This is a genomic window from Roseovarius sp. JB2-10, from assembly GCF_055693585.1.
This window is the reverse complement of the sequence record NZ_CM146337.1, coordinates 2,125,248-2,151,318: the sequence shown is the minus strand read 5'-3', so window position 1 is coordinate 2,151,318 and position 26,071 is coordinate 2,125,248. Positions and strand designations below refer to the sequence as shown.

Below are 26,071 nucleotides of genomic sequence, written 5' to 3'. Positions count from 1 at the left end.
TCTGGCACAGAACCTAAAGCGGTTGTGGCAATTCTCAAATCCGTGGCGCTCAAACGGTCAGATTGAGGAAGACACCTGCGCCCCTGCGGCTTTTCTGATCTGCACAGGGCTCACCCCGTAGGCCTGCGACACGGCGCGGCTAAGCGCCTCCGTCGAGCCATAGCAGTAGCGGGCTGCAACGCGCTGTACACGTTCGCCCCGCTCAAGGTCCTGTTTTGCCAGAACCAGACGCCATTTGCGCAAATAGGCCAGTGGCGTGATACCAACCGCCTGACGGAAGAGTTCGGCAAAGCGGCTGACAGAGAGGCCTGCCTCATCCGCTAGCGTTTCGACCCGCCATGCGTGCTCTGGCTGATCATGCATCGCAACAATGGCACGGCTCAGCCTGAGATCAGCCAGTCCACCCAACAGCCCGGTTTGCATCGCGCCTGCTTCTATTTGCGCGCGCATCAAGCGCACGATTAGTACCTCGCCCAACCGGTTTAAAACCGATGCCGCCCCGCAGCGCGACACTTGCTGTTCTGTCAGCAATAGTGTCACCACACCCAACATGTCAGGATCGTCCCGCAGCGGATGCCAAATTGCCGCTGGCAGTGCCGCGAGAAGCGGGTTTTGCGGCCCTCCCCAACTTACATATGCGCTCAAAAGCGGCTCGTATTTGTGTGCGTCGTATTCCGGTTTGCGGCCATCCGTTGCCAGCACAAGCATATCCGGTTCTGGCATATCACTGCGTGCCAGGATCAGAAAATTCGCCTCTGCAGCAAGGCAAGGCGTAACAGACAGTTCAAACCGGGCCATCAGGGCCGACAGGCGATCAAATTTGGACATTTTAGGTGTTTGTATCAATTTATTCGGGTTTATATGACATTAATTTCAGTTATCTCCGAGGGCAAGATGAAAAAACAGGAGATTTCATATGTTGATGCCACGCCAAAAAACCCCGAACCTTTCCCTGCCCACATTGGACCATGGTGACTTTGATCTTGCGACGGATGGATCAGAGCGCGGCACCGTGATCTGCTTTTATCGCGGTCTGCATTGCCCACTTTGTGCCACGTACCTAACGGAGTTGGAAAAACGCGTTGGTGACTTTGCCGATCGTGGCGTCAAAACCATTGCCGTCAGTTCAGATGGCGAAGAGCGCACCCGCGCCATGGCCGATAAAATCAACGCATCGGGTCTGCGCTTTGGCTATGACCTGTCGTTGGAAAAGGCCCGTGAATGGGGGCTCTATATCTCGACCTCACGCGGCAAGACATCCATCGGCATCGAAGAACCCGCACTCTTTTCTGAACCCGGCCTGTTCATGGTCACGCCGGAACAGGCACTCTACTACGGCTCAGTACAGACAATGCCCTTCGTGCGCCCACATTTTTCGGAACTCGTCGGCGCATTGGATTTCGCAATCGCCAACGACTATCCCGCACGCGGCGAATATCAGGGAGCCGTCTGAACCCCCGTCACTCGTTCAGGGACCAATCATATTCGGTATCGTCAATCTCACCGATACGTTTTAGCGCCTCACCGGTTTCTGGTGGGGCGTATTGCGCGATATGGGCGATGACTTCCGCCTCGGCATTACCAAAATCATACGCGAACCATTGGAAGATCGAAGACACAGTCACATGATCATCTTCGATTCTGAGCCCACGCGGGTGGCTGAGGTAATCGCGCGCCAACCGGTCCAAAAGCGCGGGTGTATTGCTGGCCGTGAAGGCCTGATCGTGCAAATTCGGGCATCCAACGGAGGCGCAGTTGATTGCATAATGTAGACGAGGATCCTGCCAGATGGGTCGCAGAATTTCATGCTCAATGGCATTTAATGTCATCGGCTCGCCTTCAACCTCGATCAATTCCCCGTCCCACGGACCGCGGCTCAACAACCCACCCAACCGGATGTCGCGAATGGATTTGACCGGGTAATGATCCAGGATAACTTTGACCGTCAGGGCATTGTAAAGATTGAGCCAATAGGCCAACTGAACGGGCCGCGCGTGTTCGGTGATCTCGATACCCGTCAAGTAATCAATATAGCCGTCAAGTGCGGCGCGATCCAGTGCCGAGACAGCACCATACGCCACGGTGTTGTAGCCCAGGCCGTCTGAACGCACGTAGGTTTGCAAAAAAGCATCCCATGCGCTGTGATCCAGCGGCTGCGTGTTTTCGGGGTTGTTGTATTCCCAGTATTCCCAGCTTTCGGGTGCGCTGGAGGACCAGCCTCCCAACAATCCAGCCGGCAAGAACAACAAGCTGGCAGCAAGTATCAAGAAACGTGTGGGCATGTGGTGTCCTTCTGGTGGCTCAGCGGCAAGACGCGGGTGACGTGTGAACGCTCATATACGTGCACGCGCCCTCAAGTTCTTCACACTTAACCGTGAACCAAAGTTCAATTCAAAATCGACCAATGATGCCTTAATGCTGATCACCAACACAAAGTCTCATTGGATAGGACACAGCATGGCGCATGTAACGAAATCATCGCTCGCAGCACTTGTGGCAGCGGCCGTTTTGGCCACGTCAGGCACATATGCCAGCGCCGCGGAGACGGGCAAAGGTCTCTTTGGGTTCAAGAGCGCACAGGACTCTGTCGAGGAACTCTCGAAGTCGCGCAGCAACAAGGTTGCCCAGAACGAGCAATCGACAACCAAGGCCAAAAAGAAAAAGAAGAAAAAGAAAAAACGCCGCACCAGCACGCGTCGCGGCAGCTTTGACTATTAACCGCAGCCCAGACGCGATGCTTGCGCATGTCCACTGACGCGCCCCGGCCCATTTGGTTGATGATCTGGTGGGGGTTGGGCGCCATCCTTCTGCTGTGGTCAGTGGCACTACGCTTGGTCGCACCCTCATTCGGCTATGATGTGGACGTGGTGGACATGCCAATTGTCCCCTTTGTGGTCATCTATGTTGGGATGGCGGTACTGATCAGCCTGGGCTTGCCGGGTCTTGTGGTCCGGACACCGGCCGTCGCAACGCGCAAACTTCTTCTGCTCGTGTGCCTCGTGGGTCTGGTTGCCCGTGTTGTGCAGATCGGAGGGCCCACCATTCTGGAGGATGACTACAACCGGTACCTCTGGGACGGCGCGGTTGTCGCGCATGGATTTTCGCCCTTCGAATATGCGCCGCTCGACGTGGCTCAAGGCGATGCAGCACCCGAATTGCAGGGCCTGACCACAAAGGGTGCCGATGTGCTGGAACGCATCAATTACCCGGAATACCGAACAGTCTACCCGCCTGCCCTACAGGCGGTTTTTGCCGCTGCCCATGTGATCGCGCCATTCGATCTGGACGGGTGGCGTTGGATGTTGCTGATTTTCGAGGCTGTGTCCTTGGGCTTTATCCTGATGATTTTGCAACGTCTGGGTCGATCTCCGCTCTGGGCGGCGCTTTATTGGTGGCACCCGCTGGTGATCAAGGAAGTTGCGAATTCGGCACATATGGAACCGGTCCTGATGCTGCCGGTCCTGATTGCGGCGTATCTGGTACTGCGCGGTCGATCCATCGGGGCGTCAGCGGTGTTGGCCGTGGCGGCAGGTGTCAAAATCTGGCCAGTTATTCTTGTCGCACCGATCCTTCGGCAAAACCTGCAACGCCCCCGGATGGCCTTGGCCATCCTGACCGTTACTGCGGCCATTTTGCTGATCATGATCGGCCCCATTCTGGCGGCGGGCTTGGACGAAACGTCGGGATTTGTGGCTTTTGCCCAAAACTGGAAGGCCTCGTCAGCCGCGTTTTTGGTCAGTGACGCGATCACGGGGGTGGTTGCCCCGATGCTGGCGCGGCCGGGTCTTGGCGTACTGCTTGTTTTGACGATATTGGCCGTGTGTTGGCGCATGTCCCCGGATCCGGCCACCATTCTCTTCCGGATGTTTGTAATTGCGGCCGCGATTTACGTGCTCGCCCCGTCACAGACGCCTTGGTACTTTGTGTGGATGGCGCCGTTCATGTGTTTCTTCCCCGTACGCGGCATTATGCTGGCCGGTGTCTTGATGCCCCTGCACTACCTCTTTTTTCACTTCGCAGCGCGGGAGGCCGCCGACATCTATCGGTACGGCATCGTCTGGGCGATCTGGTTGCCCGTATGGGGCATGCTCATCCTTGATCTGGTCCGCCCGCCTTCATCACATGTTCTGCAGCGGAGGGCTGCCTGATGCGAAATGGTGCGCGCATTGGGCTTGTCATTCCCGCGCTCAACGAAGCGGGCGCAATCGCCAAGGTTCTGGGCGATGTTCCCGATTGGGTGGATCATATCGTGGTGGCCGACAATGGATCGACCGATCAAACGGTTGATATTGCGCAATCGCTTGATGCCAAGATTGCGGTTGCCCAAGAACAGGGCTACGGCGCGGCCTGTCTGGCCGGGATCGCCGCTCTGCCCGCCTGCGATATCATCGTCTTTCTGGATGGCGATTATAGCGATTTCCCCCAACAAATGGATCGTCTGATCGATCCGATTGCCACAAAGGGCCTTGATCTGGTGATTGGGTCTCGCCGTTTGGGCGAACGCGCACGCGGCTCACTCACCCCGCAACAACAGTTCGGCAATTGGCTGGCTTGTTGGCTCATTTATGTGTTCTGGTCGGTGCGCTATACCGATCTGGGCCCGTTCCGGGCCATTCGTGCAACAGCCCTGCGGCAGATCGATATGCAAGACAAGGCGTTCGGCTGGACCGTCGAAATGCAGTTGCGCGCCATTCAGGAAGACCTGAATATCACAGAAGTGCCCGTGGATTACCGCGTGCGCATTGGCGTCTCGAAAATTTCTGGAACGGTACGCGGCACCCTGTTGGCCGGTCACGCGATTATCGGGACGATCCTGCGCACCGCCATTGCCGACCGGCGCCGCAAGTGGCAGGCCGCCGAACACCCGACGCGCTGAGTGCGATCCTTACGACATCATCGACAGAAAAAGCCGTTTCGGCAGGAAGCGACCGATACGGAAGAACAGCGAAAACAGCGTTGGAAAACTGGTTTGAAACCGGTCTTTGCGCATCGCATTCAAGGTCAATTCCGCTGCCTTTTCCGCTGTCACGATAAAAGGCATGTCAAATTCGTTTTTCTCAGTCAGGCGGGTCTTGATGAAACCCGGATTGACCAATTGCACTTTGACGTTTGTCTGGCGCAAATCGGCATAAAGGTTCTCAGCCATGTGCATGAGCGCTGCCTTGCTGGATCCATATCCCGTGGCCCCGGGCAGGCCGGTAAAGCCAGCCAAAGAGCCAATCATGACGATATGCCCGTGATCGCGCCGGGCGAATTCGGGCGCGACATGGCCCATCACCCGCATGGCACCCATGTAATTGGCCTCGCATATCCATTGAACGGTTTCCGGGTCCCACTCCTGCGCCTTCATGGGCTCATACGCCCCCACAGAATACACGATGCCGTCGACTGGCCCGGCGGCCTTTACGGCTGCGGCGACGGATGCAGCATCCGTGACATCCACCGGCACAACATCCGCGTCCGAGAGGCCCGCCGCCAAATCCGCGAGGCGCGCCTCGGTGCGTGCGGACAACACAAGCCGCGCGCCTTCCCGGTCAAGCGCTTCGGCCAGAGCGCGCCCCAACCCTTCACTGGCACCTACGATCCAATATCTTTTTCCCTTGAACATTTCAGCTCCCAACCGGGCGGATGGAGGCAATCAGCTCCGCCACCTTGACGCCAAACTTGCGCATTTCGGACCGATTGAGAATGGTGCCGTTTTCCATCAGGTACATCCAGTCCGTTACATCCAGCTCGTGCCCACCACCGGATTCGTCGACCTTGATGCGGTAGAAAAGTTGCACCGTTGCCCCCGACATGATGCCGCGCGCCTCACCAATGATGTCATCAGCCGTTGCGGTGAAATGACCGTTTTTCCCCATGGTGAGGTACCATTTGCGCTGCACCTTGAGGCCGGTCGCATAGGTGAAATCTTCAGCCAGCGTGCCCGTGTCACCGTCCCATTCGCCCATGAAATCGGCCACAAATCGCGATACGACCTGCCCATTCGGCCCGTAGATGATCCCTTCAGACAAAAGTGGCCCGGCCAGGTGCTTTTGAATGTCAAACGCAGGACCTGTTTCGGCGTAATGTGCCGGTTTCTGGCTGCGAAATCCAAAGCCTGGCTTCCAAATCACAATCGCCAGAATGAGGATCAGAATGACACATAAGGTATTCATTTACTTAAATCCTCCTGTGGTAATTTCCAGACCATCGCGATGGCCAAGAGCTTGAGAATACATGGTAAAATTGCATATGCGGCCGTCAGCGTCGTGAGCGCCCCGGCTGAATTTTTTCCACCCGGGACAAATCCACTCACCTCCAGCATTGGCAGCAACGCCAAGGCGGCAAGTGCCAAAGCGAACTTTGCGGCAAATGACCAAACGCCAAAAGCCTGGCCTGCCTGAAGGCCCGCGCGCGACAAGGTGGTGGCAAAAAGTGCGGGCAAAATGACCATGTCAGCCCCCAAGGCAGCGCCGGAGGCCAGGCAGATCAGGGCAAAGCCCCAGGCCGCACCCGCCGGGAGCGCGGCGGCGCCTACAAAGCTGAGGATTGCCAAAATCATCGCCGGGATCAGAACACGCCGCGCGCCGAACCAGGCCACGGCGCGAGACCAAAACGGGACCGACAGGCCCGCGGCCAGAAAGAACAGGATCAAAAATGGTCCGGACAGGTCGGGCAGTAACAGGCGGTCTTCGACAAAGAACAAAAACAGGGTTGAGGTGATTGCGACTGGCAAAGCATTGACGAAGGCCAACAGGACAAGACGCGCCGCACCGGAGGTTTTCAGCGCCTGCCAGGTCAAAGCCTCTTCGGGCGTGGATGCCTCTTGCCAGAGCGTGCGGGTCTGGATGGCAATGATGACCGCTACGACCGCCAGAAGGATGCCAAAGGGCGCGTAGCCGGACGGCGCGCCTGTCAGGCTGGCCAGAGCGACGGGTGCAATGGCGGCAAGAACGATACCCGTGATCATGCCGGATTCGCGAAAGGCTGCGAGGCGATACATGTCGCGCGGTGAACCGCTGCCCGCGATCGCGGCGCTTTGACCGTAAAAAAGGATGCTGCCGATGGAATAGGCCGTAAACACCAAAACCAGAGACAGGGTCAGCCACAGCTCTGCGCGGATTGGCGGGGCAATGGAGAAGAGCATCACAAACCCGGCCGCCATTCCCAGCGCCGCCATCCACGCAAAGACGGTATGTGACCGGTTCCAATGGTCAATGGCGCGGCCAATCAGGGGGTCTTGCAGAAAATCCAGCAGGCGGATGCCGATCAGGATCAGGCCAACCGTGGAGAGGCTCAACCCCATTTCCGTCGTCGCAAAGCGCGGCAGGTGAATATAGAGTGGCAAGCCTGCCGCAGCCAGCAGCATGGCGAAAAGACTGACGTTGAAATACCGCATCAGCCGCCCCTGAGCTGCCGCGACAAGTCAGGCGATCTGCTGTTGGATGAGAGCCAGATGTTCAGGAAACGGGCGCTGAGGTCCGGATGAGATACCCGGCATGTGCGGGCGCCGTTGAAATATAGTTCAACATCGTTTGGTCCCGTCGTTGCGGCCAGAAAATGATCGCCCGCATCGACATCGCGAAAGCACGGCTGGAACTTTTCGCCGATGACCGCGTGATCGGCCTGCGAGCCTTCGAGGCGTTCCAGCTCAGACACGGTGGCATTGATCAGGCTGTCGCGGCTGATTTTGCGGGCATATTCCAAATCGAGCGCCACCGGGCGCGTGCGCGAATAGGCGGTGCCATCCATCGTGTAGAGGCGCGCAGTATAAAGCGGTATACCCAGCCACCGAAACGTGGCCTCCCCCCGCACCTGGGGATTTTCAATTGCTTTGGTGATCACGGCCATGCCATCGGCGGCGCGCAATGGCGCTGCAGACAGCAACAGCGTGACGACCAAGAGCAATTTACGCATGTGCAAGCTCCACCTGCACCACGTTGCTTTGACCGGTCGAAAACGAGGCCGCGCAGATTTCCAGGTAATAGCGCCAGGTCCGCAGAAACGCGTCATCGAACCCAAGCGCATTGATACGCGGGCGGCTCGCTTCAAGCTGGGTTGACCATTCGCGGCACGTGCGGGCGTAGTGATCCCCAAACGCAAAGTTGTCCCGCACCTGCAAACCAGCTTTGCGGGCATGCCATGAGATCATCGCATCGGACAACAACATCCCGCCCGGAAAGGTGTATTGGCGAATGAAATCCGAGCAGTTCCGGTAAATGTCAAAATTGCTATCTGGCACGGTGATGGCCTGCACAACGGCCCTGCCCCCATCCGAGAGGCGCGATTTGAGCGTTGAGAAGTAGGTTGGCCAGTATTTCTCGCCCACGGCCTCAACCATTTCAATAGAAACGATATTGTCGAATTTGCCCGATGTCTTGCGATAGTCCTGCAACCGGATATCCGCCCGCCCATCAAGGCGCGCGTCGGCAAAGCCTTTTTGGCTGGGCGATATGGTCAGCCCGGTAACATGACGCCCCTGATCTGCGGCGCGTTCGGCAAAACCGCCCCAGCCGCAGCCAATTTCCAGAACCTGTTCGCCATCGCCCAATCGATCAAGAATGCGGTCGTATTTCCGGTTTTGTGCACGCTCCAGATCATCATCTTCCGGGGTATAAAGCGCCGATGAATATGTCATGCTGGGATCGAGCCATTGCTGGTAAAACTCATTGCCCACATCGTAATGCGCGCGGATGTTGCGCGAGGAGCCGCGCAAGGAGTTGGCCCGCATGATCCGGTCGATCGCGCGGAACTTCAAATTGCTCCAGAAATTCGGGAAGGCATAGGATTGCAGGTGATCCATGTTCTTGATGGCCACGGTTGCGAAGGTTTCAATCGATGGCGTGTCCCACAGGCCCGCGACATAGCATTCGCCCATGCCGATATCGCCCCGCGCGGCCATGGCGGATACGACGGACCAATCGTGAATGATCATTTCCGCATGCGGTTCGCCCTTGCCAAAATGATGCACTTCGCCTTCTGGCGTGGTGATTGTCGCACTGCCCCACCGGATGCCTGCGCAGCTCTCCAGAAAGTCGTGTTTCAGGCGTTTCGTCAGGTAGAACATTAACTTACCTCAGTTTCAGGTGGGGTGGGCCGGGTGCGATAAACCGCCCCTTTGAGCTTCAGGCGCAACGCCTGCCAGTGAATAAGAGTGATGGTGCGCAGCGCACCGGTGGGGCGGCGAACCAACGCGCCCAGGATTGACCGGTTCGACAAGGGTTTGCGCGCGCCGGTCAGAGTGGCAATCACACCGTCGTCTCCATTTTTGAACCCGATGCGGATGGCAATTTTCTGCGGCGTGACGTCAAAATTGAACTGATAGTCGCCCGCCACATCCTGAAACGGCGACACATGCATCAGCTTTGTCGCATGCATGCTGGCGCCCGGCGTGATGGGTGTGAAATCCGGCAAATGACACAGATAGCTGTGGCGATCCCCCCAAGGGTTGTTGACCTCGGCAATCGCGGCAATCAGGTGATCCCCGCGCATCGACAGCCAAAAACTGACCGGGTTGAATATGTATCCCGCAAAACTGGGCTGCGTCAGCAGGTGGATCGCGCAATCCTCCGGCATGCCCGCTTGTTCGAAGATATCGCTGGCCCAGTCCACGCCACGGCCCTGTCCCACCGGGCCGCCGTGGTCTTTGTCATTTACAGCCGTCAGGTTAAACCGGTTGCGGGAAAACAGCATCGGACCGCGACGGGCCTTTGGATCAATCAAGACGTAGTCGACGCCATAGGTGAAGGCGTTTCCAATGCCCCCGCGCCGCGCATGGGTTGTACTGCCCGCGATATGATCCGGCCAATCACTCATGCGAACTGACGGTTCAGCTCTTTGGCCACGCGCACCGCACTGGCAAATCCGTCTTCGTGAAATCCGTTGCGCAGATATGCACCGGCAAACCAGGTATTGTTATCGCCCTGGATACCAGCCAACCGCTCCTGCGTGCGCAGTGCGGCCATATCGAACACCGGGTGCCGGAAGGTTTTCGTGTCATAGACATGCGCATCGTCGATCGGGCGCAACGGGTTCAACGTGACAAAAAGCGGATCGTTTTCAGGGATATTCTGCAGGCTGTTCATCCAATAGGTCACGCTGACCGGCGCGTTCATCGGATCGCCATCGGCGCGACAGACCCAACTGGCCCAGCATGACCGGCGACGCGGCATCTGGGCGGTGTCGCAATGCAGGACCATTTCATTGTCCTGATACCGCATATCCGACAGAATCGCGGTTTCGTCTTTCGTGGGTGCTGCCAGCAATTTCAGCGCCTGATCGGAATGGCAGGCCAGGATCACCTGATCAAAATCCCTGCTTGGCTGTCCGGCCACATGAACACGGGCGCCCGACGGCGTACGATCAATGGCTGCAATCGGCGTATCGGTATGCACGTGGCACCCCCGCGCCTCCAGACAGCTCTGCAGGCGGCGGACATATTCAATGCTGCCACCTTTGACGGTCCACCATTGATGCTGGCCGTAAACACCAAGCAGCGCGTGGTTGCGGAAAAACCGTAGCAGCGATTTAGCTGGGAAGTTCTGGATTTCATCCGGCGGGGTTGACCAGATTGCCCCGCAAAAGGGCAACAGATAGTAGCGCTGGAACCAATCTCCCAGGTTCAGTTCTTTGATCAATTCGCCGATCGTCAATCTGTCATCGCGCGCCAGAGCCTCGGCATTGGCGTTGAACCGCAGGATGTCGCGCACCATGCGCAGGAACGCAGGTCGCGTCAGGTTACCAGGTTGGGCCAAAAGCGCCTTAAGGCTGGTCAGGGCATATTCCACGCCGCCCGCGCCCCCCACACTCACGCCGAAGCTCATGTTGGAATGCTCAACCGGCACATCCAGATGATGGAACATGCGCGTCAGATGCGGATACGTCACGTGGTTGAAAACAATAAAACCGGTATCCACGGGCTGATCGCCGTTGCGCCCTGCAACAACCGTCCGCGCATGCCCGCCCAGCCGCGGCTCAGCCTCGTAGAGCGTGACATTGTGGTGGTTTGACAGCAGATACGCCGCGGCCATTCCGGATATGCCCCCGCCGACAATTGCAATGTTCTGACCGCCAACCCGCAGGGCATCAAATGACATACTGGACTTCCTTTATTTCACACGGTTACGCCCCGCACGATCCGCTGGATCAAAAAAATGATCCATCCCAAATCCCGCGACGTAACAATGGCATGTCGAACGTGGTGCAGCAAATTTCCGTAGAAACCCGGCCACCTGCCGGGTATCATTTGTTTGCAACATCAGTGACTGATGTAAATGGGCAGGACGTGAGCGAAATTCCATCTCAGACAATGTCGGATCAGACGCTTTGGATGCTTGCCATTCGCGATGATCGCGACAGACAAGCATTCTCGCAACTCTTTGATTTCTTTGCGCCAAAGCTCAAAGGCTTCATTTTGCGGTCCGGCGTTTCTGCGGCTGAAGCAGAGGATATCGTGCAGGATGTCATGCTGTCGGTCTGGCACAAGGCCGCGTCGTTTGATCCGCATCGGGCGCAGGTCTCAAGCTGGATCTATCAAATCGCCCGTAACAGGCAGATCGACATCATACGCAAATCTCGCCGGCCCGTGCCGGAAGAGCTGAAAGAAGAGACAACGACCGACGTAGATTCGGTGCAGATCATCGCACTCGAGCAAGAAACCACGCTTTTGCGTGACGCTCTTGCAACACTGACCGAAGATCAGCGTGACATGGTCGAGAAAGCATACTTGGGCGAGCTAAGTCATAGCGAGATCCAGGAACAAACAGGGTTACCCCTAGGGACAATCAAATCACGCATCCGTCTCGGATTAGAGCGGTTGCGCCACGAGCTAAAAGGTACAAGGCAAACATGACGGACATTATCCATCATATCCCAGACCACATATTGCTCAGCTATGCGTCCGGTGCATTGGCTGATCCTTTCGCGTTGGTCGTCGCCGCACATGTTTCGATGTGCGACGAATGCCGTGCCCGGTTGGGCGCGCATCAAAGCGCAGGCGGCGCTCTTTTGGAAACGGGTCAGGCGATCGACGTGTCGGACGCGGCCAAGCAAAACCTGTTTGACCGGCTGGATGACGCCGTTGAGACCGCACCGGTTTATGCCCGGTCAGGCGTTTTTCCGGGCCCCATCATGCAGGCGCTGGACGGGCTTCCCCCAAAGTGGAAAACCATTGGTCTGGGCGCGCGGCAATCGATCCTTTCGCAAAACGCGGAAGGCAGCGTCAGGTTGCTTTACATCCCACCCGGACAGGCCGTGCCGGATCACGGCCATAACGGCTTGGAAATGACATTGGTGCTGCAAGGTGCGTTCAGCGACGAAACCGGGCGGTTTGGCGCCGGTGATGTTGAAATTGCCGACTCTGATCTGGAACACACACCGGTCGCCGAAGATGGCGAGCCCTGCATTTGCCTTGCTGCAACAGATGCGTCGCTGCGGTTCAATTCTTGGATGCCGCGTATGCTGCAACCGCTCTTTAAAATCTGATCAGTTCACTCTGGTCAGGGCAAAACGGGCATCTTCTGATGCCCGTTTTTTGTTGAATGCGGCTGTTGTTACAGGGGTCAGAAATCGACCTCGACCGCGATGCCTTGTTCGATCGCGCGTGTCAGCACCGCGTCGGCCACAGCCAAATCCTGCAGGCCCACGCCCGTTCCATCAAACAGCGTAATTTCGTCTTCGGACGTACGCCCGGGATGGTCACCGTTGATCACCGCACCGATTTCGTTGACCTGTTTTTGATCGATCAATCCTGCCGCGATCGCATGCTGGCATTCGCCGATGCTGATCGATTGCACGACCTCGTCCGTAAACACCGTTGCCCGCGCCACAAGCGCGGCTTCAACCTCCTGTTTGCCTTTCGTGTCCGTCCCCATGCAGGCGATATGCGTGCCCCCGGTGACATGTGCGTCCTTCAGGATCGGATCGAAGCTAGACGTGATCGAAATGATCACATCCGCATCAGCGCCCAACCGGTCCAATTCAACCTGTTCGAAGGGTAATCCCGCCTCCTTGGCCACCTCTTCCAGACGGCTCAACATTTCGGGGTGGTAGTTCCAACCGATGATTTTATCGAAATCGCGCTGCTCCAGCGCCGCGCGCAATTGGAACGCAGACTGGTGGCCTGCGCCGATCATCCCAAGAACCTTTGCGTTTTTGGGCGCAAGATGGGTAATCGACACCGAGGACGCAGCCGCGGTGCGCAGCGCGGTCAATAGGTTACCGCCCACCACCGCACGACATTTCCCGGTATCTGCATCAAAAAGGAACACCGTGGATTGGTGGTTGGTCAGGCCCTTGGCCGCATTTCCGGGCCAGTATCCGCCTGATTTCAAACCTAAATTCAGGGCATCCCGGTCAAAACCAGATTTGAAACCATAAAGCGCATCCGCATGACCGATGGCTTCGCGGATCACAGGAAAGTTGTAGGCGGACCGTTTCGACATGGATGCAAACACTTGCTCGACTGCGGCAAAACTATCTGCCCGCGTCACCAGATCGGCGACCGCACTTTCAGGGACGATATACATATTCACCTCTTTGAAAATTTACGACGGGGATGACCGCAGCCACCCCGCTAATTCAGGACGCCTTCAATAGGCCTTGCCGCGCGCTGAAACCGGCCAGAGTGTCTCGACCTTGCCCCCACGCACGCCGACATACCAATCATGCACGTTGCAGGTTGGGTCGCAGTGCCCCGGCACCAAATGCAGCTTGTCATTGACGTTGAGCACCCCGTCAGGATCGCCGACAACGCCGTGCTCATCCGAACACTTCAGATAAGCCACGTCGTCGCGTCCATGGATCATCGGCAGACCACTATCGACCGATTGCGCCTTCAGGCCGGCATCAACGATTGCCTTGTCGGCCTTGGCATGGCTCATCACGGTGGTCAGGATGAAGAGCGCGTTTTCCCATTCGCCCTCGTCAATCCGGTTGCCATCCTTATCGCGAATACGACCGTAATCCGCATCCATGAAAGCGTAAGAGCCACATTGCAACTCGTTGTAAACGCCAGAATTTCCCTCGAAATAGTAGGATCCTGTGCCGCCACCGCCCACAATGTCGCAATCCAGACCAGCGGCTTTCAAGCCTTCGACCGCATCAGCAACCTGCGCAATTGCGACGTCCAATTTCGCCTTACGATCCGCGTAGCTGTCCATGTGCTGCATGGCACCCTGGTAGGCCTGGACACCGCTGAATTTCAAACCTTCGGCGGCATCGATCAACCGAGCGATCTCCAGAACCGCATCGGTTGTCGTCACACCGCAGCGGCCCGCGCCACAGTCAATTTCGACAAGACATTCGATTTCCGTGCCATGCTTTTGCGCGCCCGCGGACAAATCGGCCACATTGGCCGGGTCATCCACGCAAACCAGCGTCCGTGCACCGAACTTGGGCAACCGGGCAAGCCGGTCAATTTTGAGCGGATCGGTGACCTGATTGGACACCAGCACGTCTTTGATCCCGCCGCGGGCAAAAACTTCTGCCTCCGAGACCTTTTGACAGCACACGCCGCAACTGCCGCCAAGTTTTTCCTGCAACAGGGCCACATCAACCGATTTGTGCATTTTGCCATGTACCCGGTGCCGCATGCCGTGCGCTTTGGCCCAATCGCCCATTTTCTTGATGTTCCGCTCCAACGCATCCAGATCAAGAACCAATGCCGGTGTCTGGATGTCTGCGGCATTCATACCCGGCAAGGCGGGGACGTCATAGCCAACTTCGAGTCGTGAAAAGTCCGTTTGTGCGTTCATGTTCGTGTCCTCTTTCAGGTTAGCGTGTCATCCAGGGAAGCTTGTCGAGATCGACATTTCCGCCGGTGATCACAACGCCAACGCGTTTGCCGGCAAAAACTTCCCGATTTTTCAAGATTGTGGCCAATGGCACCGCGCAGGATGGCTCCATCACGATTTTCATCCGGGCCCAGGTCAGTTTCATCGCCGCGATGATCTCGTCTTCGGAGGCGGTGAAAATGTCCGTGACATGGTGCGATACAAAGTGCCATGTCAGCTCTTTGAGGGGGACTTTCAGCCCGTCCGCCACGGTCACCGGCGCGTCATCGGCGATAATGCGACCCGCTTTGAAACTGCGATAGGCGTCATCGGCCTGCTCGGGTTCGGCCGCATAAATCTTAATGTCCGGCGCCAGGTTAGAAAGCGTCAGACAACTGCCGGAAATCATCCCGCCGCCGCCGATAGGGGCAACCATGGCATCCAGACCGTCGACCTGTTCAATCAGCTCTTTTGCACAGGTACCCTGCCCGGCAATCACACGGGGGTCATTGTAGGGGTGCACAAATTCAGCACCGGTTTCGGCCAGCACATCGGCGAACACCGCCTCGCGGCTGGTGGTTGACGGCTCGCATTCCACAACCCGGCCCCCGTAACCACGAACCGCGTCCTTTTTGGCCTGTGGTGCAGTATGGGGCATCACTACCGTACAGGGAATTCCACGCCGCCCGGCGGCATAAGACAGGCACGTGCCATGATTACCGCTGGAATGTGTCGCCACACCCTGCGCGGCCTGAGCATCTGTCAGCCCAAACACCGCGTTCGACGCCCCGCGCGCCTTGAATGCGCCGGCTTTTTGCAAATTTTCGCATTTGAAGAACAGCTCAGCGCCCGTCAGGTCGTTGAGAAAGGTCGACGTCAAAACCGGCGTCCGGTGCACATGTGGTGCGATCCGATCGGCAGCCGCCAGCATGTCATCCAGCGTTGGCAAATTCAGGGGGGCCATGTCATCCATCACGCAACCGCCCGCAAAGCCGTGGCCCGGTTGGACCGGTAATAGTCCTGCGCCGCAGCAACACCCGACCCAAGCGTGATATCCAGACCCAGATCGACCATCGTCATCTCTGCGGTTGCGATGCCGGACAACGCCAACACATCCGTAAGCTGCCCCAGATGTCCGATCCGGAACACCTTGCCTGCGACGTCGCCAAGTCCAACGCCAAAGGCCACGTCATATTTCTTGTCCGCGTGGGTGACGATGTCCGTGGCGTTGAAACCCTCGGGCGTGCAGATCGCGCTCACCGTATCGGAATAAAGATCCGGCCTTTGCGCACAAAGATCAAGGCCCCAGGCTCGGGTCGCGGCGCGCACCCCTTCGGCAATGCGGTGATGGCGGGCAAAGACATTGTCCAGCCCCTCCTCCAACAGCATTTCCGTCGCCATTTTCAACCCGTTGATCAACCCAACCGGCGGCGTGTAGGGAAATGCATTGGCAGCGTAGCCGTTGGCCATGTCGCGCACGTCAAAGAAGGTGCGCGGCAGATCAGCATGATCTAGCGCCGCCATCGCTTTGGGTGAAAACCCGATAATGGCAAGACCCGCCGGAAGCATGAAGCCCTTTTGGCTGCCTGTGACGGCAATATCGACGCCCCAGTCATCCATTTGAAAATCCATCGATGCGATCGACGAAACACCATCAACCATGAGCAGCGCCGGATGGGCCGCCGCATCAAGGGCGCGGCGTACGGCCGCGATGTCAGATTTGACGCCCGTGGCGGTTTCGTTGTGCGTGGCCAAGACCGCTTTGATCTTGTGTCCGCGATCTGCGGTCAGAATTTCTGCGTACCGGTCAACGGGCACGCCCTGCCCCCACGGCGTATCAACAATTTGCATCTCCAGACCGTGGCGCTCGCACATGTCGATCCAACGGTGCGAAAACATTCCATTGCGGGCGGCCAGAACCGTATCGCCAGCACTCAACGTATTGGTCAGGGCTGTTTCCCAGCCACCGGTGCCTGTTGACGGGAATATGAAAACCTCTGCCGTCGTGCTCTTCAGAATTTTCTGAACGCCCGCCCGTGCGGGGTGCAAAATCTCACCGAACAACGGTGAGCGGTGATCAATCGTCGGCATATAAGTTGCGAGGCGCAGCGCCTCGGGCATATTGGTCGGGCCGGGAATAAATACAGGGTTTTGAAAGCTCATTTCGATGCCCTCCTATGGCGAATACACATCACAATACGGGAAAGGGCATGCAGGATAAATTTTTTTGAAAGTGTTTTTCATTTTGATTGATAATTACAAAAATTCAATAATTACAGTGTTTTGTATTTTTTCACTGGCTAAAAAATATTTTCAATATAGAAAGAGCGAAAGTGAAATTGACTGTTGGAGCGCCCAAAATGACCCAAGTCCCCCGCAAGAAAGGTCGGCCCAAAGCATTCTATGCAAAGCCAGAGCAATCCACGATACAATCGCTGGATCGCGCCTTTGACGTGCTTGATCTTCTGGCGGCACATGCGGGGTTGACCTTGACCCAGATTGCCACAAGCCTGGATCAATCCCCCGCAACCATGCACCGCGTCCTGTCTACGTTGGAGGCAAGGGACGTGGTGGAAATCGATCCGCAAACTCAAACATGGCATATCGGCGCGGCCGCGTATCGTCTGGGTTCTGCCTTTTCACACCGCAGCGGGGTGTTGGAACGAAGTCGGCCGGCCATGCGGCGATTGATGGAGCAAACGGGCGAGACCTCAAATCTTGGGATCGAAGTGAATGACAAGGTCATGTTTGTGGGCCAGATTGAGACCAATGAAACCATTCGGGCGTTTTTCCCGCCTGGCACGGTTTCTCCCATGCACGCGTCAGGGATCGGCAAGGCGCTTTTGAGCCAATACGCACCAGACCGTATCGAACGATTTCTCGACACCCAGGACCTGGAAGGGTTCACGGCCAAGACCGTCATCACATCCGACGCGCTCAAACAGGATTTGCAGGCGGCGCGCGACCGGGGCTGGGCCTTTGATGATGAGGAAAAAGCCACCGGTATGCGGTGCGTCGCGGCACCCATACTCAATGTGTACGGAGAGGCCGTCGCTGGCATTTCGGTGTCCGGCCCAACCAGCCGCATGTCGCAGGATCGGATCGACGACATTGCAAAACAGGTGCGTGAAGCCGCACACGAAGTGTCACGCGGCATGGGCGCGCAGATACCTGCCGATCCGTCAGACGGCTGAGCTGCGCAACGCACGCGGCGTCGTACCGTAATGGCGCCGGATTGCTCGCGTCATCGCGGGGGAGATTCATATCCACACCGCACCGCAATTTCGGCAACACCCAGCTTGGTGCCTTCCAGCATCTTGCGGGCAGAGGCCAGCCGCAGGTGGCGATAAACTGTGCCCGGCGGCGCGCCCAGGCCGGCGCGAAACCGACGATCAAGCGTGCGAGGCTGACAGGACAGCTGACGCGCCAAGGCCTCCAGCGGCAATGGGCGTTCCAAATTCTCTCGCATCTTGGTCAGCGCACGGCTGACCAGCGGGTCGCGCACCATCATCTTGTCGTGGCTCATTCCAATTGGCGGATCGCCGTGAATGAAAAGCGCCTCAACGTCCAATCGCGCAGCAATACCCAGATGCTCACTGATCAGGTCGAGCGTCATATCCAGCGCCGACATCGCACCAGCACAGGTCATCATCGGGCCATCCCGGACCACACGGGCCTGTTCTGCATCAACCTCCAGAAAGTGTTCGGTAAATCCGTCCAACAGGTCCCAATGGACCGTCGCCCGGCGGCCATCCAGAAGCCCGGCAGACGCCATCAGCCAAGACCCTGCGTCCAACCCGACCGTGACGCGCGCCAAAGAGGAGGCACGCAATAACGCGCGACGATTGGCCGGCGTATCATGCCTGTCGTGGTCGTAGCTTGCGGTAACAAACAGGTAGTCGCATTGTTTCAGCGACGAAAGCGGCCCGTGGGGCAAGATTTGCATCGCGCTTGAGGACAAAATGGGCTGACCGTCCGGGGTAAATATCTGCCACTCAAATGCCTGTCGCAAGGTCTGAGTGTTGGCCGCCCGCAAGGGTTCCAGACAATTGGCCAAGCACAGGTTGGAAAACTGATCAAAGATCAGAAAGGCGATGCGCACCGGGTCGGAGGATTGTTTTGACCATTCAGGCATGTTTTTTGTCCTATTCGGCAAGCTATCGATAGGTATCACGGCGCTACGCTTGCGCCAAGTTTTATTCAGGGAGACTCAGATGCCGCTTGCCATGAACCGAGAGGTTTTCATCACCTGTGCCGTGACCGGATCGGGGTCGACCCAGGATCGCAGCCCGCATGTGCCACGCTCACCTGAGCAGATCGCCGCAAGTGCCATTGCCGCCGCCAGGGCCGGTGCGGCCATTGTGCATTGCCACGTGCGTGACCCTGAAACCGGCGCGCCGTCGCGCGACCCCAAGCTCTACCGCGAACTGACGGACCGGGTGCGCGATGCTGACGTCGATGTCGTGTTGAACCTGACCGCCGGGATGGGCGGTGACATGGTCTTTGGCGGGGTTGAAGCCCCCCTGCCCACGGTGGATGGCACCGATATGGTTGGCGCGACGGAGCGGATGGAACATATCGCCGAATGCCTGCCAGAAATCTGCACGCTTGATTGCGGCACGATGAACTTTGCCGAGGCCGATTACGTGATGACCAACACGCCCGGCATGCTGACAGCCATGGGCGGGATGATGACCGAACTCGGTGTAAAGCCCGAGATCGAGGCGTTCGATACCGGTCATCTGTGGTACGCCAAACAGCTCGTGGCCGATGGCGTGCTGGAACCCGACGCGTTGGTACAGCTTTGTATGGGTGTTCCCTGGGGCGCGCCCAATGATCTCAATACCTTTATGGCCATGGTAAACAACGTGCCAAGTGATTGGAATTGGTCGGCTTTCTCGCTTGGGCGGGATCAGATGGCCTATGTCGCAGCCTCGGTTCTGGCGGGTGGCAACGTACGTGTCGGGCTCGAAGACAACTTGATGCTCGACCGCGGTGTGCTGGCAGAAAACTGGCAACTTGTGGCCCGCGCGCGGGAAATCATCGAACGTCTGGGCGCCAGTGTCATTGGCCCAGATGAGGTTCGCAAGAAACTGCGCCTGACCAAACGGGCCCCACGGGGATGAGTGGCCGCCGCGTCCTGATCACGGCGGGGGCGTCGGGCATTGGTCTGGGGCTGGCGAAACGCTTTGCCGCCGAGGGCGACCGGGTTGCGGTCTGCGACGCCGATGCGAGCGCGGTGGCCGCGGTGCGGGACGCGCATCCGGATTTCATCGCAGGTGAAGCCGATGTGACCGATGAGGCGCAGATGGATGCGTTTTTGGCAGAGGTCGAGGCGGAATGGGGCGGCGTCGACGTGGTCTGCGCCAATGCGGGCACGGGCGGACCGGCGGGACGGATCGAGGATCTGGACTACGCAGCCTGGCGCGATTGTGTGAGTGTGAACCTGTTCGGCGCCTTCCTGACCTGCCGATGGGCGGCACGCGTAATGCGGGCGCAAGGTTCGGGCCTGATCATCCTCACATCTTCGACGGCAGGACAATTCGGCTACCCGCTGCGCTCCCCCTATGCGGCGGCAAAATGGGGCATCGTGGGCCTGACCAAGACACTGGCGATGGAGCTTGGCCCGGCGGGCGTGCGCGTGAATTGCATCTGCCCCGGTGCGGTCGAAGGCGATCGGATGGAACGGGTGCTGGCCAATGAAAGTGCCGCGACCGGGACGCCTGTCGAAGAATTGCGTGCCTCATACGTCGCCTGCACCTCGCTCAAAAGCTGGGTGAGCGTCGACGATCTGGCGGATATGGCGCTCTTTCTCGCGTCGCCGGCCGCCAGCAAGATATCGGGCCAGATCATGGCCGTGGACGGACATACGGAGAGCATCAACTGATGACCAGAACAACAGCAATCATTGGCGGGGGCGTGATCGGCGGCGGATGGGCCGCGCGGTTCCTGCTCAACGGGTGGAACGTTCGGGTCTTTGATCCCGACCCGGAAGCAGAGCGCAAAATCGGTGAGGTCTTGGGCAATGCGCGCCACGCGCTGCCGATGCTTTATGACTACGCCTTGCCGGACGAAGGCACGCTAAGCTTTCACGACACCATTGCCGAAGTGGTCGAAGGTGCCGAATGGATTCAGGAAAGTGTACCAGAACGACTGGAGCTAAAACATAAAGTTTATCAAGAGCTTCAGGCGCATTGCTCAGAAAGTGCTGTAATCGGCTCCTCTACGTCCGGCTTCAAACCGTCAGAATTGCAAGACGGCGCCGCGCGACCTGAACAGATCGTTGTGACGCACCCGTTCAACCCGGTCTACCTGCTGCCGCTGATCGAGGTTGTTCCCACAGCAAAGAACGCGTCAGAAACGATTGAAAAGACAAAACAAACCCTGACAGATATCGGCCTCTATCCTTTGCTGGTGCGTAAGGAAATCGATGCGCATATCGCCGACAGGTTCCTTGAGGCCGTGTGGCGCGAGGCGCTGTGGCTGGTCAAGGATGGCATCGCCACCACGGAAGAGATCGACAATGCAATTCGCTACGGGTTTGGCATCCGGTGGGCGCAGATGGGGCTTTTTGAAACCTACCGCGTGGCCGGTGGCGAGGCGGGTATGAAGCATTTTATGGCGCAGTTTGGCCCGGCGTTGAAATGGCCCTGGACCAAATTGATGGACGTGCCGGAATTTACCGATGAACTGGTGGATTTAATCGCCGGGCAGTCCGACGATCAATCCGGTCACCTGTCGATCCGCGAATTGGAACGCAAACGCGATAACAACCTGATCGCCATGATGCGCGCACTTAAACAGCAGGGCAACGCCGCGGGTCGTTTGATCAAGACCCACCAGAATACGCTGCGGCCGACACTGGAGGACACAAACCCGATCATATCCATGCGCCGCACGGTTCCCGTGGACTGGACGGATGTGAACGGTCACATGAACGAGGGCCGCTACGGACAACTTTTTTCCGACGCCGCCGAAGAAATCATGGCCCATGTGGGCGCGGATGATGATTACATCGCGGGCGGCCTCAGCTATTTCACCGTCGAGACGAAAGTGAACTACGTGCTGGAAACCCATGCTGGCGAACCCATTGAGGTCCATACCCGCGTGACGCAGGGCGAGGGTAAAAAACTGCGTTGTTTTCACGAGATGAAGCGCGCGAGTGACGGGGAACTTCTGGCCACCTGTGACCAGTTCATGCTGCATGTCAGCCTGGAAACCCGCCGGACCTGTGAGCCTTTGGACCATGTTCGTGAAAAAGTCGAGGCGCTGGCCGCCCTGCATAAAGGACACTGATATGCATTTCGGATTGACCGATGAACAAGAGATGATCGTCTCGACCGTGCGCAGTTTCGTCGAGAATGAGATATACCCGCACGAGGCTGAAGTCGAACGCACCGGCAGTGTTCCAGAAGAAGTTGCCCAAGCGATCAAGCAAAAGACAATTGATCTGGGGTTCTATGCCTGCAACTTCCCCGAAGACGTTGGTGGCGCCGGTCTGAACCATCTGGAATTTGCACTGGTTGAGCGGGAATTGGGGCGCGGCTCCATGGCGCTCAATCACTTCTTCGGCCGTCCACAGAATATCCTCATGGCCTGCGAGGGCGAACAGCGCGAACGCTACCTTTTGCCGGCCGTGCGCGGCGAGCGAATGGATGCGCTGGCCATGACCGAACCGGGGGCAGGATCGGATGTGCGCGGGATGAAATGCAGTGCGCGGCGTGAGGGTGGTGATTGGGTGCTGAACGGCACTAAACACTTCATCTCCGGTGCGGACCACGCTGATTTCATTATTGTTTTTGTCGCCACTGGCGAAGACGATACACCGCGCGGCCCGAAGAAACGGATCACGACCTTCCTGGTCGATCGCAGCACGCCGGGCTTTACCATCCGGGACGGTTACAACTCTGTCAGCCATCGCGGGTACAAGAACTGCATTCTGGAATTTGACGATTGCCGCCTGCCTGATGCGCAGGTGCTGGGAGAGGTCGATGGCGGTTTCGCGGTGATGAACGAATGGCTTTATGCCACGCGGATAACGGTGGCGACTATGTCCGTCGGCCGCGCCCGCCGCTGTTTTGACATGGCGCTGGAATATGCCGCCGAACGGGAACAATTCGGCCAGGCCATTGGTAAATTCCAAGGCGTTAGCTTCCAGATTGCCGATATGATCACCGAGATTGACGCGGCTGACCTGCTGACCCTGTCGGCGGCATGGCGGCTGGATCAAGGTCTGCCGGCCAATCGCGAGATCGCATCCGCCAAGGTCTATGCCAGTGAAATGCTGGCGCGGGTCACCGATGCCACGCTGCAGATTTATGGCGGCATGGGCCTGATGGATGACTTCCCGATCGAACGCTTCTGGCGCGACGCGCGGGTGGAGCGTATCTGGGATGGTACCAGCGAAATCCAGCGCCATATCATCAGCCGCGAATTGCTGCGGCCATTGGGGGCGTAGGCCACGACGTGAATACCAAAGAAAAATTAACGCCGGACCTATCGCGCCTTTTGCGGCCCAATTCCATTGCGGTTGTCGGCGGCGGCGCGTGGTGTAATTCCGTGGTGGAACAATGCCTTAAAATGGGTTTCGACGGTAAAATCTGGCCCATACACCCCAAAAAAGAAACCGTCGGCGGGCTGCCGGCCCTGCCTTCTCTGGATGATCTGCCGGAGGCACCCGACGCCACATTTATCGGCGTAAACAGGCATCTGACTATTGAGGCCGTGCGCCATCTGCAAAGTATCAACGCCGGTGGTGCTGTGTGTTTCGCCAGCGGTTTTCGCGAAGCGCAGGCGGAAACCGGCGATGGTGACAATTTGCAAGCAAAACTGCTTGAGGCCGCTGGTGATATGCCGATCATCGGGCCCAATTGCTATGGCTTCATCAACTACCTCGATGGCGCATTGCTCTGGCCTGATCAGCACGGCGGCACGCGGGTCGAAAAGGGCGTGGCAATCCTGACCCAAAGTTCGAATATGGCGATCAACCTGACCATGCAGGCACGCGGCCTGCCGTTGGCCTATGTTGTGACGGCCGGAAATCAGGCGCAAATCGGTCTGGCCCAGATCGGCCGCGGCCTGCTGGCCGATCCGCGTGTCACGACATTGGGGATGCATATCGAGGGTGTTGGCGATCTGCGAGCGTTCGAAGCGCTGGCGGCGGACGCCCGGCGCCTTGGCAAGGCATTGGTGGCGCTGAAGGCCGGAAAATCCGAACAGGCCCGCGCCGCCGCGGTGTCCCATACCGCATCCCTCGCGGGAAGCGACGCTGGCGCGCGCGCCCTTTTGGCCCGGCTCGGTATCGCGCAGGTAGATAGTCTGACTGCGCTTTTGGAGGCCCTCAAACTTCTGCATTTCTCCGGGCCTCTTCCCTCATCCAGCATCGTGTCGATGTCCTGCTCAGGCGGAGAGGCCAGTTTGATGGCAGATGCCGCAATGGGTCGCGAAATCACCTTTCCGGCGCTATCGAAGGCGCAGCATGATGGCCTGCGCGCGGCTCTCGGCCCGATGGTCGCACTGGCCAACCCTTTGGATTACCACACCTTTATCTGGGACGATGTCGAGGCGATGACGGCCACATTCACCGCCGCTCTGTCCGGCGACGTGGCGCTTGGCTGTCTGATCACCGATTATCCGCGACCGGATCGGTGTGATCCGGCGGCGTGGGATTGCACCATCACCGCGGGCGCACAGGCCAGCAAAGCCTCCGGCACACCGCTTGCGATCGTGGCCACCCTGCCCGAGGCCATGTCAGAAGAAACCGCCCTGCGGATCGCGAACGCCGGGCTGATCCCGATGCACGGTCTGGATGACACGCTGAGCGCAATCGAAGCGGCGGCATTTGTGGGACAGGATCGCGCGGAGCCGGCGGACATCCTTCTGCCCGGTGACATATCAGGTGTGCGTTTGCTGTCGGAGGCTGAGGCAAAGGCAGCCTTGGCCGAACACGGCCTGACCGTGCCGCGCGCGGTACAGGTGCCAACGCGAGACGCATTGTCAAGAGCGACAGAAGGTTTGACGTTCCCCGTGGTGCTGAAGGCCGAAGGATTGGCGCATAAAACCGAAGCAGGCGGCGTGATCTTGGGCCTGCAAAGCGTCAAGGCGTTATGCACAGCAGCGCAAATAATGGAAACGGAAAGCTTTCTGGTCGAGGAAATGATCACTGACGGCGTGACCGAGTTGCTCATCGGTGTCATCCGGGACCCGGCACATGGTTTCGTGCTGACAATTGCAGCCGGGGGCACGTTGACAGAACTCATGCAGGACAGCACATCGCGCTTGCTGCCCGTGTCAGAAGCCGACGTGTTTGAGGCGTTGGATGAATTGCGCATCGCCCCGGTTCTGAACGGCTATCGCGGCGCGCGCGGTGCGGACAAGCAAGCGATTGTCACCGCTATACTGGCCGTGCAAGCCTATGTTACCCGTCACGCCGACACGTTGGACGAAGTTGAAATCAACCCGCTTGTTTGCACACCGGAACGGGCGGTTGCCGCAGACGCCCTGATCAGGATCGGAGACACACCATGACAGACAGCCCCATTAAAACCGAACGCCGGGGTCCGGTTTTCGAGGTCACGCTGGACCGGCCAAAAGCAAACGCGATTGACCTTGTGACCAGCCGCATCATGGGTGAAGCGTTTAAGGAATTTCGCGATGACCCGGATTTGCGTGTGGCGATCATCACCGGTGGCGGCGACAAGTTCTTTTGCCCCGGATGGGATCTCAAGGCGGCGGCAGACGGCGACGAGGTTGACGGCGATTACGGTGCCGGCGGGTTTGGTGGCATCCAGGAAATGCGCGCCATGAACAAACCGATCATCGCGGCGGTCAACGGTATTTGCTGCGGTGGGGGCTTGGAGCTGGCCCTTTCGGCGGACATTATCCTGGCGGCAGATCACGCAAGCTTTGCGCTGCCCGAAATTCGGTCTGGCACCGTGGCGGACGCGGCATCGGTCAAGTTACCCAAGCGCATTCCCTATCATATCGCCATGGAGATGTTGTTGACGGGCCGGTGGATTGACGTCGAAGAAGCGGCACGATGGGGGATGATCAACCGGATTGTTCCGGCCGCAGATCTGATGGCCGAAACCCACGCTTTGGCGGATCATTTGGCCTCTGGTCCGCCGTTGGTCTATGCCGCGATCAAAGAGATCGTGCGCGAAGCCGAAGCGATGACATTTCAGGATGCCATGAACCGCATCACGCAACGGCAATTCGGCACCGTGGATGAACTTTATGCGTCTGAGGATCAGATGGAAGGGGCGCGCGCCTTTGCGGAAAAACGCGACCCGGTCTGGAAGGGGAAATAAGGCCGCCCT

General features: G+C 58.1%; 27 protein-coding genes. 13 read left to right on the top strand and 14 right to left on the bottom strand.

All coding sequences use genetic code 11. The features are described 5' to 3' along the window. Positions 1-57: 57 nt before the first annotated feature. Complete coding sequence (locus tag ACZ1HJ_RS10865; protein ID WP_472718684.1) at positions 58-828, bottom strand: helix-turn-helix transcriptional regulator; 771 nt, start codon at positions 826-828, stop codon at positions 58-60. 88 nt (positions 829-916) lie between these two features. On the opposite strand from ACZ1HJ_RS10865, the gene ACZ1HJ_RS10860 reads away from it, so the two are divergent. Further along, a complete protein-coding gene (locus ACZ1HJ_RS10860) occupies positions 917-1,453 on the top strand; it encodes a peroxiredoxin-like family protein (RefSeq protein WP_472718683.1) in 537 nt (178 codons plus the stop codon). A gap of 7 nt (positions 1,454-1,460) precedes the next feature. Here the strand turns inward: ACZ1HJ_RS10860 and ACZ1HJ_RS10855 are convergent, their stop codons facing one another. Then, positions 1,461-2,282 carry a DUF547 domain-containing protein gene (locus tag ACZ1HJ_RS10855; protein WP_472718682.1) on the bottom strand — a complete coding sequence of 274 codons (822 nt, stop codon included), beginning with the start codon at positions 2,280-2,282 and terminating at the stop codon, positions 1,461-1,463. 175 nt (positions 2,283-2,457) lie between these two features. On the opposite strand from ACZ1HJ_RS10855, the gene ACZ1HJ_RS10850 reads away from it, so the two are divergent. The 3 genes from ACZ1HJ_RS10850 to ACZ1HJ_RS10840 are packed head-to-tail and all read left to right on the top strand — an operon-like array spanning position 2,458 to position 4,876. Beyond that, positions 2,458-2,718 carry a hypothetical protein gene (locus ACZ1HJ_RS10850; protein WP_472718681.1) on the top strand — a complete coding sequence of 87 codons (261 nt, stop codon included), beginning with the start codon at positions 2,458-2,460 and terminating at the stop codon, positions 2,716-2,718. 26 nt (positions 2,719-2,744) lie between these two features. Next, on the top strand, positions 2,745-4,148 hold the full coding sequence (locus ACZ1HJ_RS10845; protein WP_472718680.1) for a hypothetical protein: 1,404 nt from the start codon (positions 2,745-2,747) through the stop codon (positions 4,146-4,148). Next, on the top strand, positions 4,148-4,876 hold the full coding sequence (locus tag ACZ1HJ_RS10840) for a glycosyltransferase family 2 protein (RefSeq protein WP_472718679.1): 729 nt from the start codon (positions 4,148-4,150) through the stop codon (positions 4,874-4,876). Before ACZ1HJ_RS10845 ends, ACZ1HJ_RS10840 begins: the two co-directional genes overlap by 1 nt. Before the next feature lie 9 nt (positions 4,877-4,885). Here ACZ1HJ_RS10840 and ACZ1HJ_RS10835 read toward each other — a convergent pair whose 3' ends face one another. Genes ACZ1HJ_RS10835 through ACZ1HJ_RS10805 form a run of 7 tightly spaced genes read right to left on the bottom strand, consistent with a single transcriptional unit; the run spans position 4,886 to position 11,078 of the window. Further along, positions 4,886-5,608 carry an SDR family NAD(P)-dependent oxidoreductase gene (locus ACZ1HJ_RS10835; RefSeq protein ID WP_472718678.1) on the bottom strand — a complete coding sequence of 241 codons (723 nt, stop codon included), beginning with the start codon at positions 5,606-5,608 and terminating at the stop codon, positions 4,886-4,888. A 1-nt stretch (position 5,609) separates the two neighbouring features. Beyond that, the gene (locus ACZ1HJ_RS10830; RefSeq protein WP_472718677.1) at positions 5,610-6,158 is read right to left on the bottom strand and encodes a DUF3833 domain-containing protein; all 549 of its coding nucleotides are present in this window, start codon (positions 6,156-6,158) and stop codon (positions 5,610-5,612) included. Then, on the bottom strand, positions 6,155-7,381 hold the full coding sequence (locus tag ACZ1HJ_RS10825; RefSeq protein ID WP_472718676.1) for an MFS transporter: 1,227 nt from the start codon (positions 7,379-7,381) through the stop codon (positions 6,155-6,157). Before ACZ1HJ_RS10825 ends, ACZ1HJ_RS10830 begins: the two co-directional genes overlap by 4 nt. After that, the gene (locus ACZ1HJ_RS10820) at positions 7,381-7,899 is read right to left on the bottom strand and encodes a chalcone isomerase family protein (protein WP_472718675.1); all 519 of its coding nucleotides are present in this window, start codon (positions 7,897-7,899) and stop codon (positions 7,381-7,383) included. The genes ACZ1HJ_RS10825 and ACZ1HJ_RS10820 overlap by 1 nt, the downstream gene beginning before the upstream one ends. After that, positions 7,892-9,049 carry a class I SAM-dependent methyltransferase gene (locus ACZ1HJ_RS10815; RefSeq protein WP_472718674.1) on the bottom strand — a complete coding sequence of 386 codons (1,158 nt, stop codon included), beginning with the start codon at positions 9,047-9,049 and terminating at the stop codon, positions 7,892-7,894. Before ACZ1HJ_RS10815 ends, ACZ1HJ_RS10820 begins: the two co-directional genes overlap by 8 nt. Next, positions 9,049-9,798 carry a DUF1365 domain-containing protein gene (locus tag ACZ1HJ_RS10810; protein ID WP_472718673.1) on the bottom strand — a complete coding sequence of 250 codons (750 nt, stop codon included), beginning with the start codon at positions 9,796-9,798 and terminating at the stop codon, positions 9,049-9,051. The genes ACZ1HJ_RS10815 and ACZ1HJ_RS10810 overlap by 1 nt, the downstream gene beginning before the upstream one ends. Next, positions 9,795-11,078, bottom strand: coding sequence for an NAD(P)/FAD-dependent oxidoreductase (locus ACZ1HJ_RS10805; RefSeq protein ID WP_472718672.1), 1,284 nt, complete (start codon positions 11,076-11,078; stop codon positions 9,795-9,797). The genes ACZ1HJ_RS10810 and ACZ1HJ_RS10805 overlap by 4 nt, the downstream gene beginning before the upstream one ends. 212 nt (positions 11,079-11,290) lie before the next feature. Between ACZ1HJ_RS10805 and ACZ1HJ_RS10800 the strand changes: the two genes are divergently transcribed. Next, the gene (locus ACZ1HJ_RS10800; protein WP_472722198.1) at positions 11,291-11,833 is read left to right on the top strand and encodes a sigma-70 family RNA polymerase sigma factor; all 543 of its coding nucleotides are present in this window, start codon (positions 11,291-11,293) and stop codon (positions 11,831-11,833) included. After that, entirely contained in the window at positions 11,830-12,465 is a 636-nt protein-coding gene (locus ACZ1HJ_RS10795; protein ID WP_472718671.1) for a ChrR family anti-sigma-E factor, read from the top strand. The genes ACZ1HJ_RS10800 and ACZ1HJ_RS10795 overlap by 4 nt, the downstream gene beginning before the upstream one ends. Positions 12,466-12,542: 77 nt before the next feature. On the opposite strand, the gene bhcD is transcribed toward ACZ1HJ_RS10795, so the two are convergent. The 4 genes from bhcD to bhcA form a co-directional block, all read right to left on the bottom strand. Then, entirely contained in the window at positions 12,543-13,508 is a 966-nt protein-coding gene (bhcD, locus tag ACZ1HJ_RS10790) for an iminosuccinate reductase BhcD (protein ID WP_472718670.1), read from the bottom strand. 63 nt (positions 13,509-13,571) lie between these two features. After that, positions 13,572-14,735: a 3-hydroxy-D-aspartate aldolase BhcC gene (gene bhcC, locus ACZ1HJ_RS10785; RefSeq protein ID WP_472718669.1), complete on the bottom strand. Its 1,164-nt coding sequence runs from the start codon at positions 14,733-14,735 to the stop codon at positions 13,572-13,574. A 19-nt stretch (positions 14,736-14,754) separates the two neighbouring features. Continuing rightward, positions 14,755-15,726 (bottom strand): beta-hydroxyaspartate dehydratase BhcB, encoded by a 972-nt coding sequence (gene bhcB, locus ACZ1HJ_RS10780; RefSeq protein ID WP_472718668.1) that lies wholly within the window; start codon positions 15,724-15,726, stop codon positions 14,755-14,757. Further along, the gene (bhcA, locus tag ACZ1HJ_RS10775; RefSeq protein WP_472718667.1) at positions 15,726-16,916 is read right to left on the bottom strand and encodes an L-aspartate--glyoxylate aminotransferase BhcA; all 1,191 of its coding nucleotides are present in this window, start codon (positions 16,914-16,916) and stop codon (positions 15,726-15,728) included. Before bhcA ends, bhcB begins: the two co-directional genes overlap by 1 nt. A gap of 197 nt (positions 16,917-17,113) precedes the next feature. On the opposite strand from bhcA, the gene bhcR reads away from it, so the two are divergent. Next, positions 17,114-17,947 carry an HTH-type transcriptional regulator BhcR gene (gene bhcR / locus ACZ1HJ_RS10770; RefSeq protein ID WP_472718666.1) on the top strand — a complete coding sequence of 278 codons (834 nt, stop codon included), beginning with the start codon at positions 17,114-17,116 and terminating at the stop codon, positions 17,945-17,947. Positions 17,948-17,997: 50 nt separating this feature from the next. Here bhcR and ACZ1HJ_RS10765 read toward each other — a convergent pair whose 3' ends face one another. Further along, positions 17,998-18,888, bottom strand: a complete 891-nt coding sequence (locus ACZ1HJ_RS10765; protein ID WP_472718665.1) for a GlxA family transcriptional regulator — start codon at positions 18,886-18,888, stop codon at positions 17,998-18,000. 79 nt (positions 18,889-18,967) lie between these two features. Here ACZ1HJ_RS10765 and bcoG point away from each other — a divergent pair, with 79 nt between their 5' ends. The 6 genes from bcoG to ACZ1HJ_RS10735 are packed head-to-tail and all read left to right on the top strand — an operon-like array spanning position 18,968 to position 26,062. Beyond that, positions 18,968-19,879 carry a 3-dehydrocarnitine:acetyl-CoA trimethylamine transferase BcoG gene (bcoG, locus tag ACZ1HJ_RS10760; protein WP_472718664.1) on the top strand — a complete coding sequence of 304 codons (912 nt, stop codon included), beginning with the start codon at positions 18,968-18,970 and terminating at the stop codon, positions 19,877-19,879. Next, positions 19,876-20,640, top strand: a complete 765-nt coding sequence (locus ACZ1HJ_RS10755) for an SDR family oxidoreductase (RefSeq protein ID WP_472718663.1) — start codon at positions 19,876-19,878, stop codon at positions 20,638-20,640. Before bcoG ends, ACZ1HJ_RS10755 begins: the two co-directional genes overlap by 4 nt. After that, positions 20,640-22,049 (top strand): carnitine 3-dehydrogenase, encoded by a 1,410-nt coding sequence (locus tag ACZ1HJ_RS10750; RefSeq protein ID WP_472718662.1) that lies wholly within the window; start codon positions 20,640-20,642, stop codon positions 22,047-22,049. Before ACZ1HJ_RS10755 ends, ACZ1HJ_RS10750 begins: the two co-directional genes overlap by 1 nt. 1 nt (position 22,050) lies before the next feature. Next, the gene (locus ACZ1HJ_RS10745; protein ID WP_472718661.1) at positions 22,051-23,211 is read left to right on the top strand and encodes an acyl-CoA dehydrogenase family protein; all 1,161 of its coding nucleotides are present in this window, start codon (positions 22,051-22,053) and stop codon (positions 23,209-23,211) included. 8 nt (positions 23,212-23,219) lie between these two features. Further along, positions 23,220-25,280: an acetate--CoA ligase family protein gene (locus tag ACZ1HJ_RS10740; RefSeq protein ID WP_472718660.1), complete on the top strand. Its 2,061-nt coding sequence runs from the start codon at positions 23,220-23,222 to the stop codon at positions 25,278-25,280. Then, positions 25,277-26,062, top strand: coding sequence for a carnitinyl-CoA dehydratase (locus ACZ1HJ_RS10735; protein ID WP_472718659.1), 786 nt, complete (start codon positions 25,277-25,279; stop codon positions 26,060-26,062). The genes ACZ1HJ_RS10740 and ACZ1HJ_RS10735 overlap by 4 nt, the downstream gene beginning before the upstream one ends. Positions 26,063-26,071: the final 9 nt, after the last annotated feature.

Bases quoted from the DNA above. Each gene is read 5' to 3' on its own strand.
- ACZ1HJ_RS10865 (WP_472718684.1), bottom strand. From the start codon at position 828: ATGTCCAAATTTGATCGCCTGTCGGCCCTGATGGCCCGGTTTGAACTG.
- ACZ1HJ_RS10860 (WP_472718683.1), top strand. From the start codon at position 917: ATGTTGATGCCACGCCAAAAAACCCCGAACCTTTCCCTGCCCACATTG.
- ACZ1HJ_RS10855 (WP_472718682.1), bottom strand. From the start codon at position 2,282: ATGCCCACACGTTTCTTGATACTTGCTGCCAGCTTGTTGTTCTTGCCG.
- ACZ1HJ_RS10850 (WP_472718681.1), top strand. From the start codon at position 2,458: ATGGCGCATGTAACGAAATCATCGCTCGCAGCACTTGTGGCAGCGGCC.
- ACZ1HJ_RS10845 (WP_472718680.1), top strand. From the start codon at position 2,745: ATGTCCACTGACGCGCCCCGGCCCATTTGGTTGATGATCTGGTGGGGG.
- ACZ1HJ_RS10840 (WP_472718679.1), top strand. From the start codon at position 4,148: ATGCGAAATGGTGCGCGCATTGGGCTTGTCATTCCCGCGCTCAACGAA.
- ACZ1HJ_RS10835 (WP_472718678.1), bottom strand. From the start codon at position 5,608: ATGTTCAAGGGAAAAAGATATTGGATCGTAGGTGCCAGTGAAGGGTTG.
- ACZ1HJ_RS10830 (WP_472718677.1), bottom strand. From the start codon at position 6,158: ATGAATACCTTATGTGTCATTCTGATCCTCATTCTGGCGATTGTGATT.
- ACZ1HJ_RS10825 (WP_472718676.1), bottom strand. From the start codon at position 7,381: ATGCGGTATTTCAACGTCAGTCTTTTCGCCATGCTGCTGGCTGCGGCA.
- ACZ1HJ_RS10820 (WP_472718675.1), bottom strand. From the start codon at position 7,899: ATGCGTAAATTGCTCTTGGTCGTCACGCTGTTGCTGTCTGCAGCGCCA.
- ACZ1HJ_RS10815 (WP_472718674.1), bottom strand. From the start codon at position 9,049: ATGTTCTACCTGACGAAACGCCTGAAACACGACTTTCTGGAGAGCTGC.
- ACZ1HJ_RS10810 (WP_472718673.1), bottom strand. From the start codon at position 9,798: ATGAGTGATTGGCCGGATCATATCGCGGGCAGTACAACCCATGCGCGG.
- ACZ1HJ_RS10805 (WP_472718672.1), bottom strand. From the start codon at position 11,078: ATGTCATTTGATGCCCTGCGGGTTGGCGGTCAGAACATTGCAATTGTC.
- ACZ1HJ_RS10800 (WP_472722198.1), top strand. From the start codon at position 11,291: ATGTCGGATCAGACGCTTTGGATGCTTGCCATTCGCGATGATCGCGAC.
- ACZ1HJ_RS10795 (WP_472718671.1), top strand. From the start codon at position 11,830: ATGACGGACATTATCCATCATATCCCAGACCACATATTGCTCAGCTAT.
- bhcD (WP_472718670.1), bottom strand. From the start codon at position 13,508: ATGTATATCGTCCCTGAAAGTGCGGTCGCCGATCTGGTGACGCGGGCA.
- bhcC (WP_472718669.1), bottom strand. From the start codon at position 14,735: ATGAACGCACAAACGGACTTTTCACGACTCGAAGTTGGCTATGACGTC.
- bhcB (WP_472718668.1), bottom strand. From the start codon at position 15,726: ATGGATGACATGGCCCCCCTGAATTTGCCAACGCTGGATGACATGCTG.
- bhcA (WP_472718667.1), bottom strand. From the start codon at position 16,916: ATGAGCTTTCAAAACCCTGTATTTATTCCCGGCCCGACCAATATGCCC.
- bhcR (WP_472718666.1), top strand. From the start codon at position 17,114: ATGACCCAAGTCCCCCGCAAGAAAGGTCGGCCCAAAGCATTCTATGCA.
- ACZ1HJ_RS10765 (WP_472718665.1), bottom strand. From the start codon at position 18,888: ATGCCTGAATGGTCAAAACAATCCTCCGACCCGGTGCGCATCGCCTTT.
- bcoG (WP_472718664.1), top strand. From the start codon at position 18,968: ATGCCGCTTGCCATGAACCGAGAGGTTTTCATCACCTGTGCCGTGACC.
- ACZ1HJ_RS10755 (WP_472718663.1), top strand. From the start codon at position 19,876: ATGAGTGGCCGCCGCGTCCTGATCACGGCGGGGGCGTCGGGCATTGGT.
- ACZ1HJ_RS10750 (WP_472718662.1), top strand. From the start codon at position 20,640: ATGACCAGAACAACAGCAATCATTGGCGGGGGCGTGATCGGCGGCGGA.
- ACZ1HJ_RS10745 (WP_472718661.1), top strand. From the start codon at position 22,051: ATGCATTTCGGATTGACCGATGAACAAGAGATGATCGTCTCGACCGTG.
- ACZ1HJ_RS10735 (WP_472718659.1), top strand. From the start codon at position 25,277: ATGACAGACAGCCCCATTAAAACCGAACGCCGGGGTCCGGTTTTCGAG.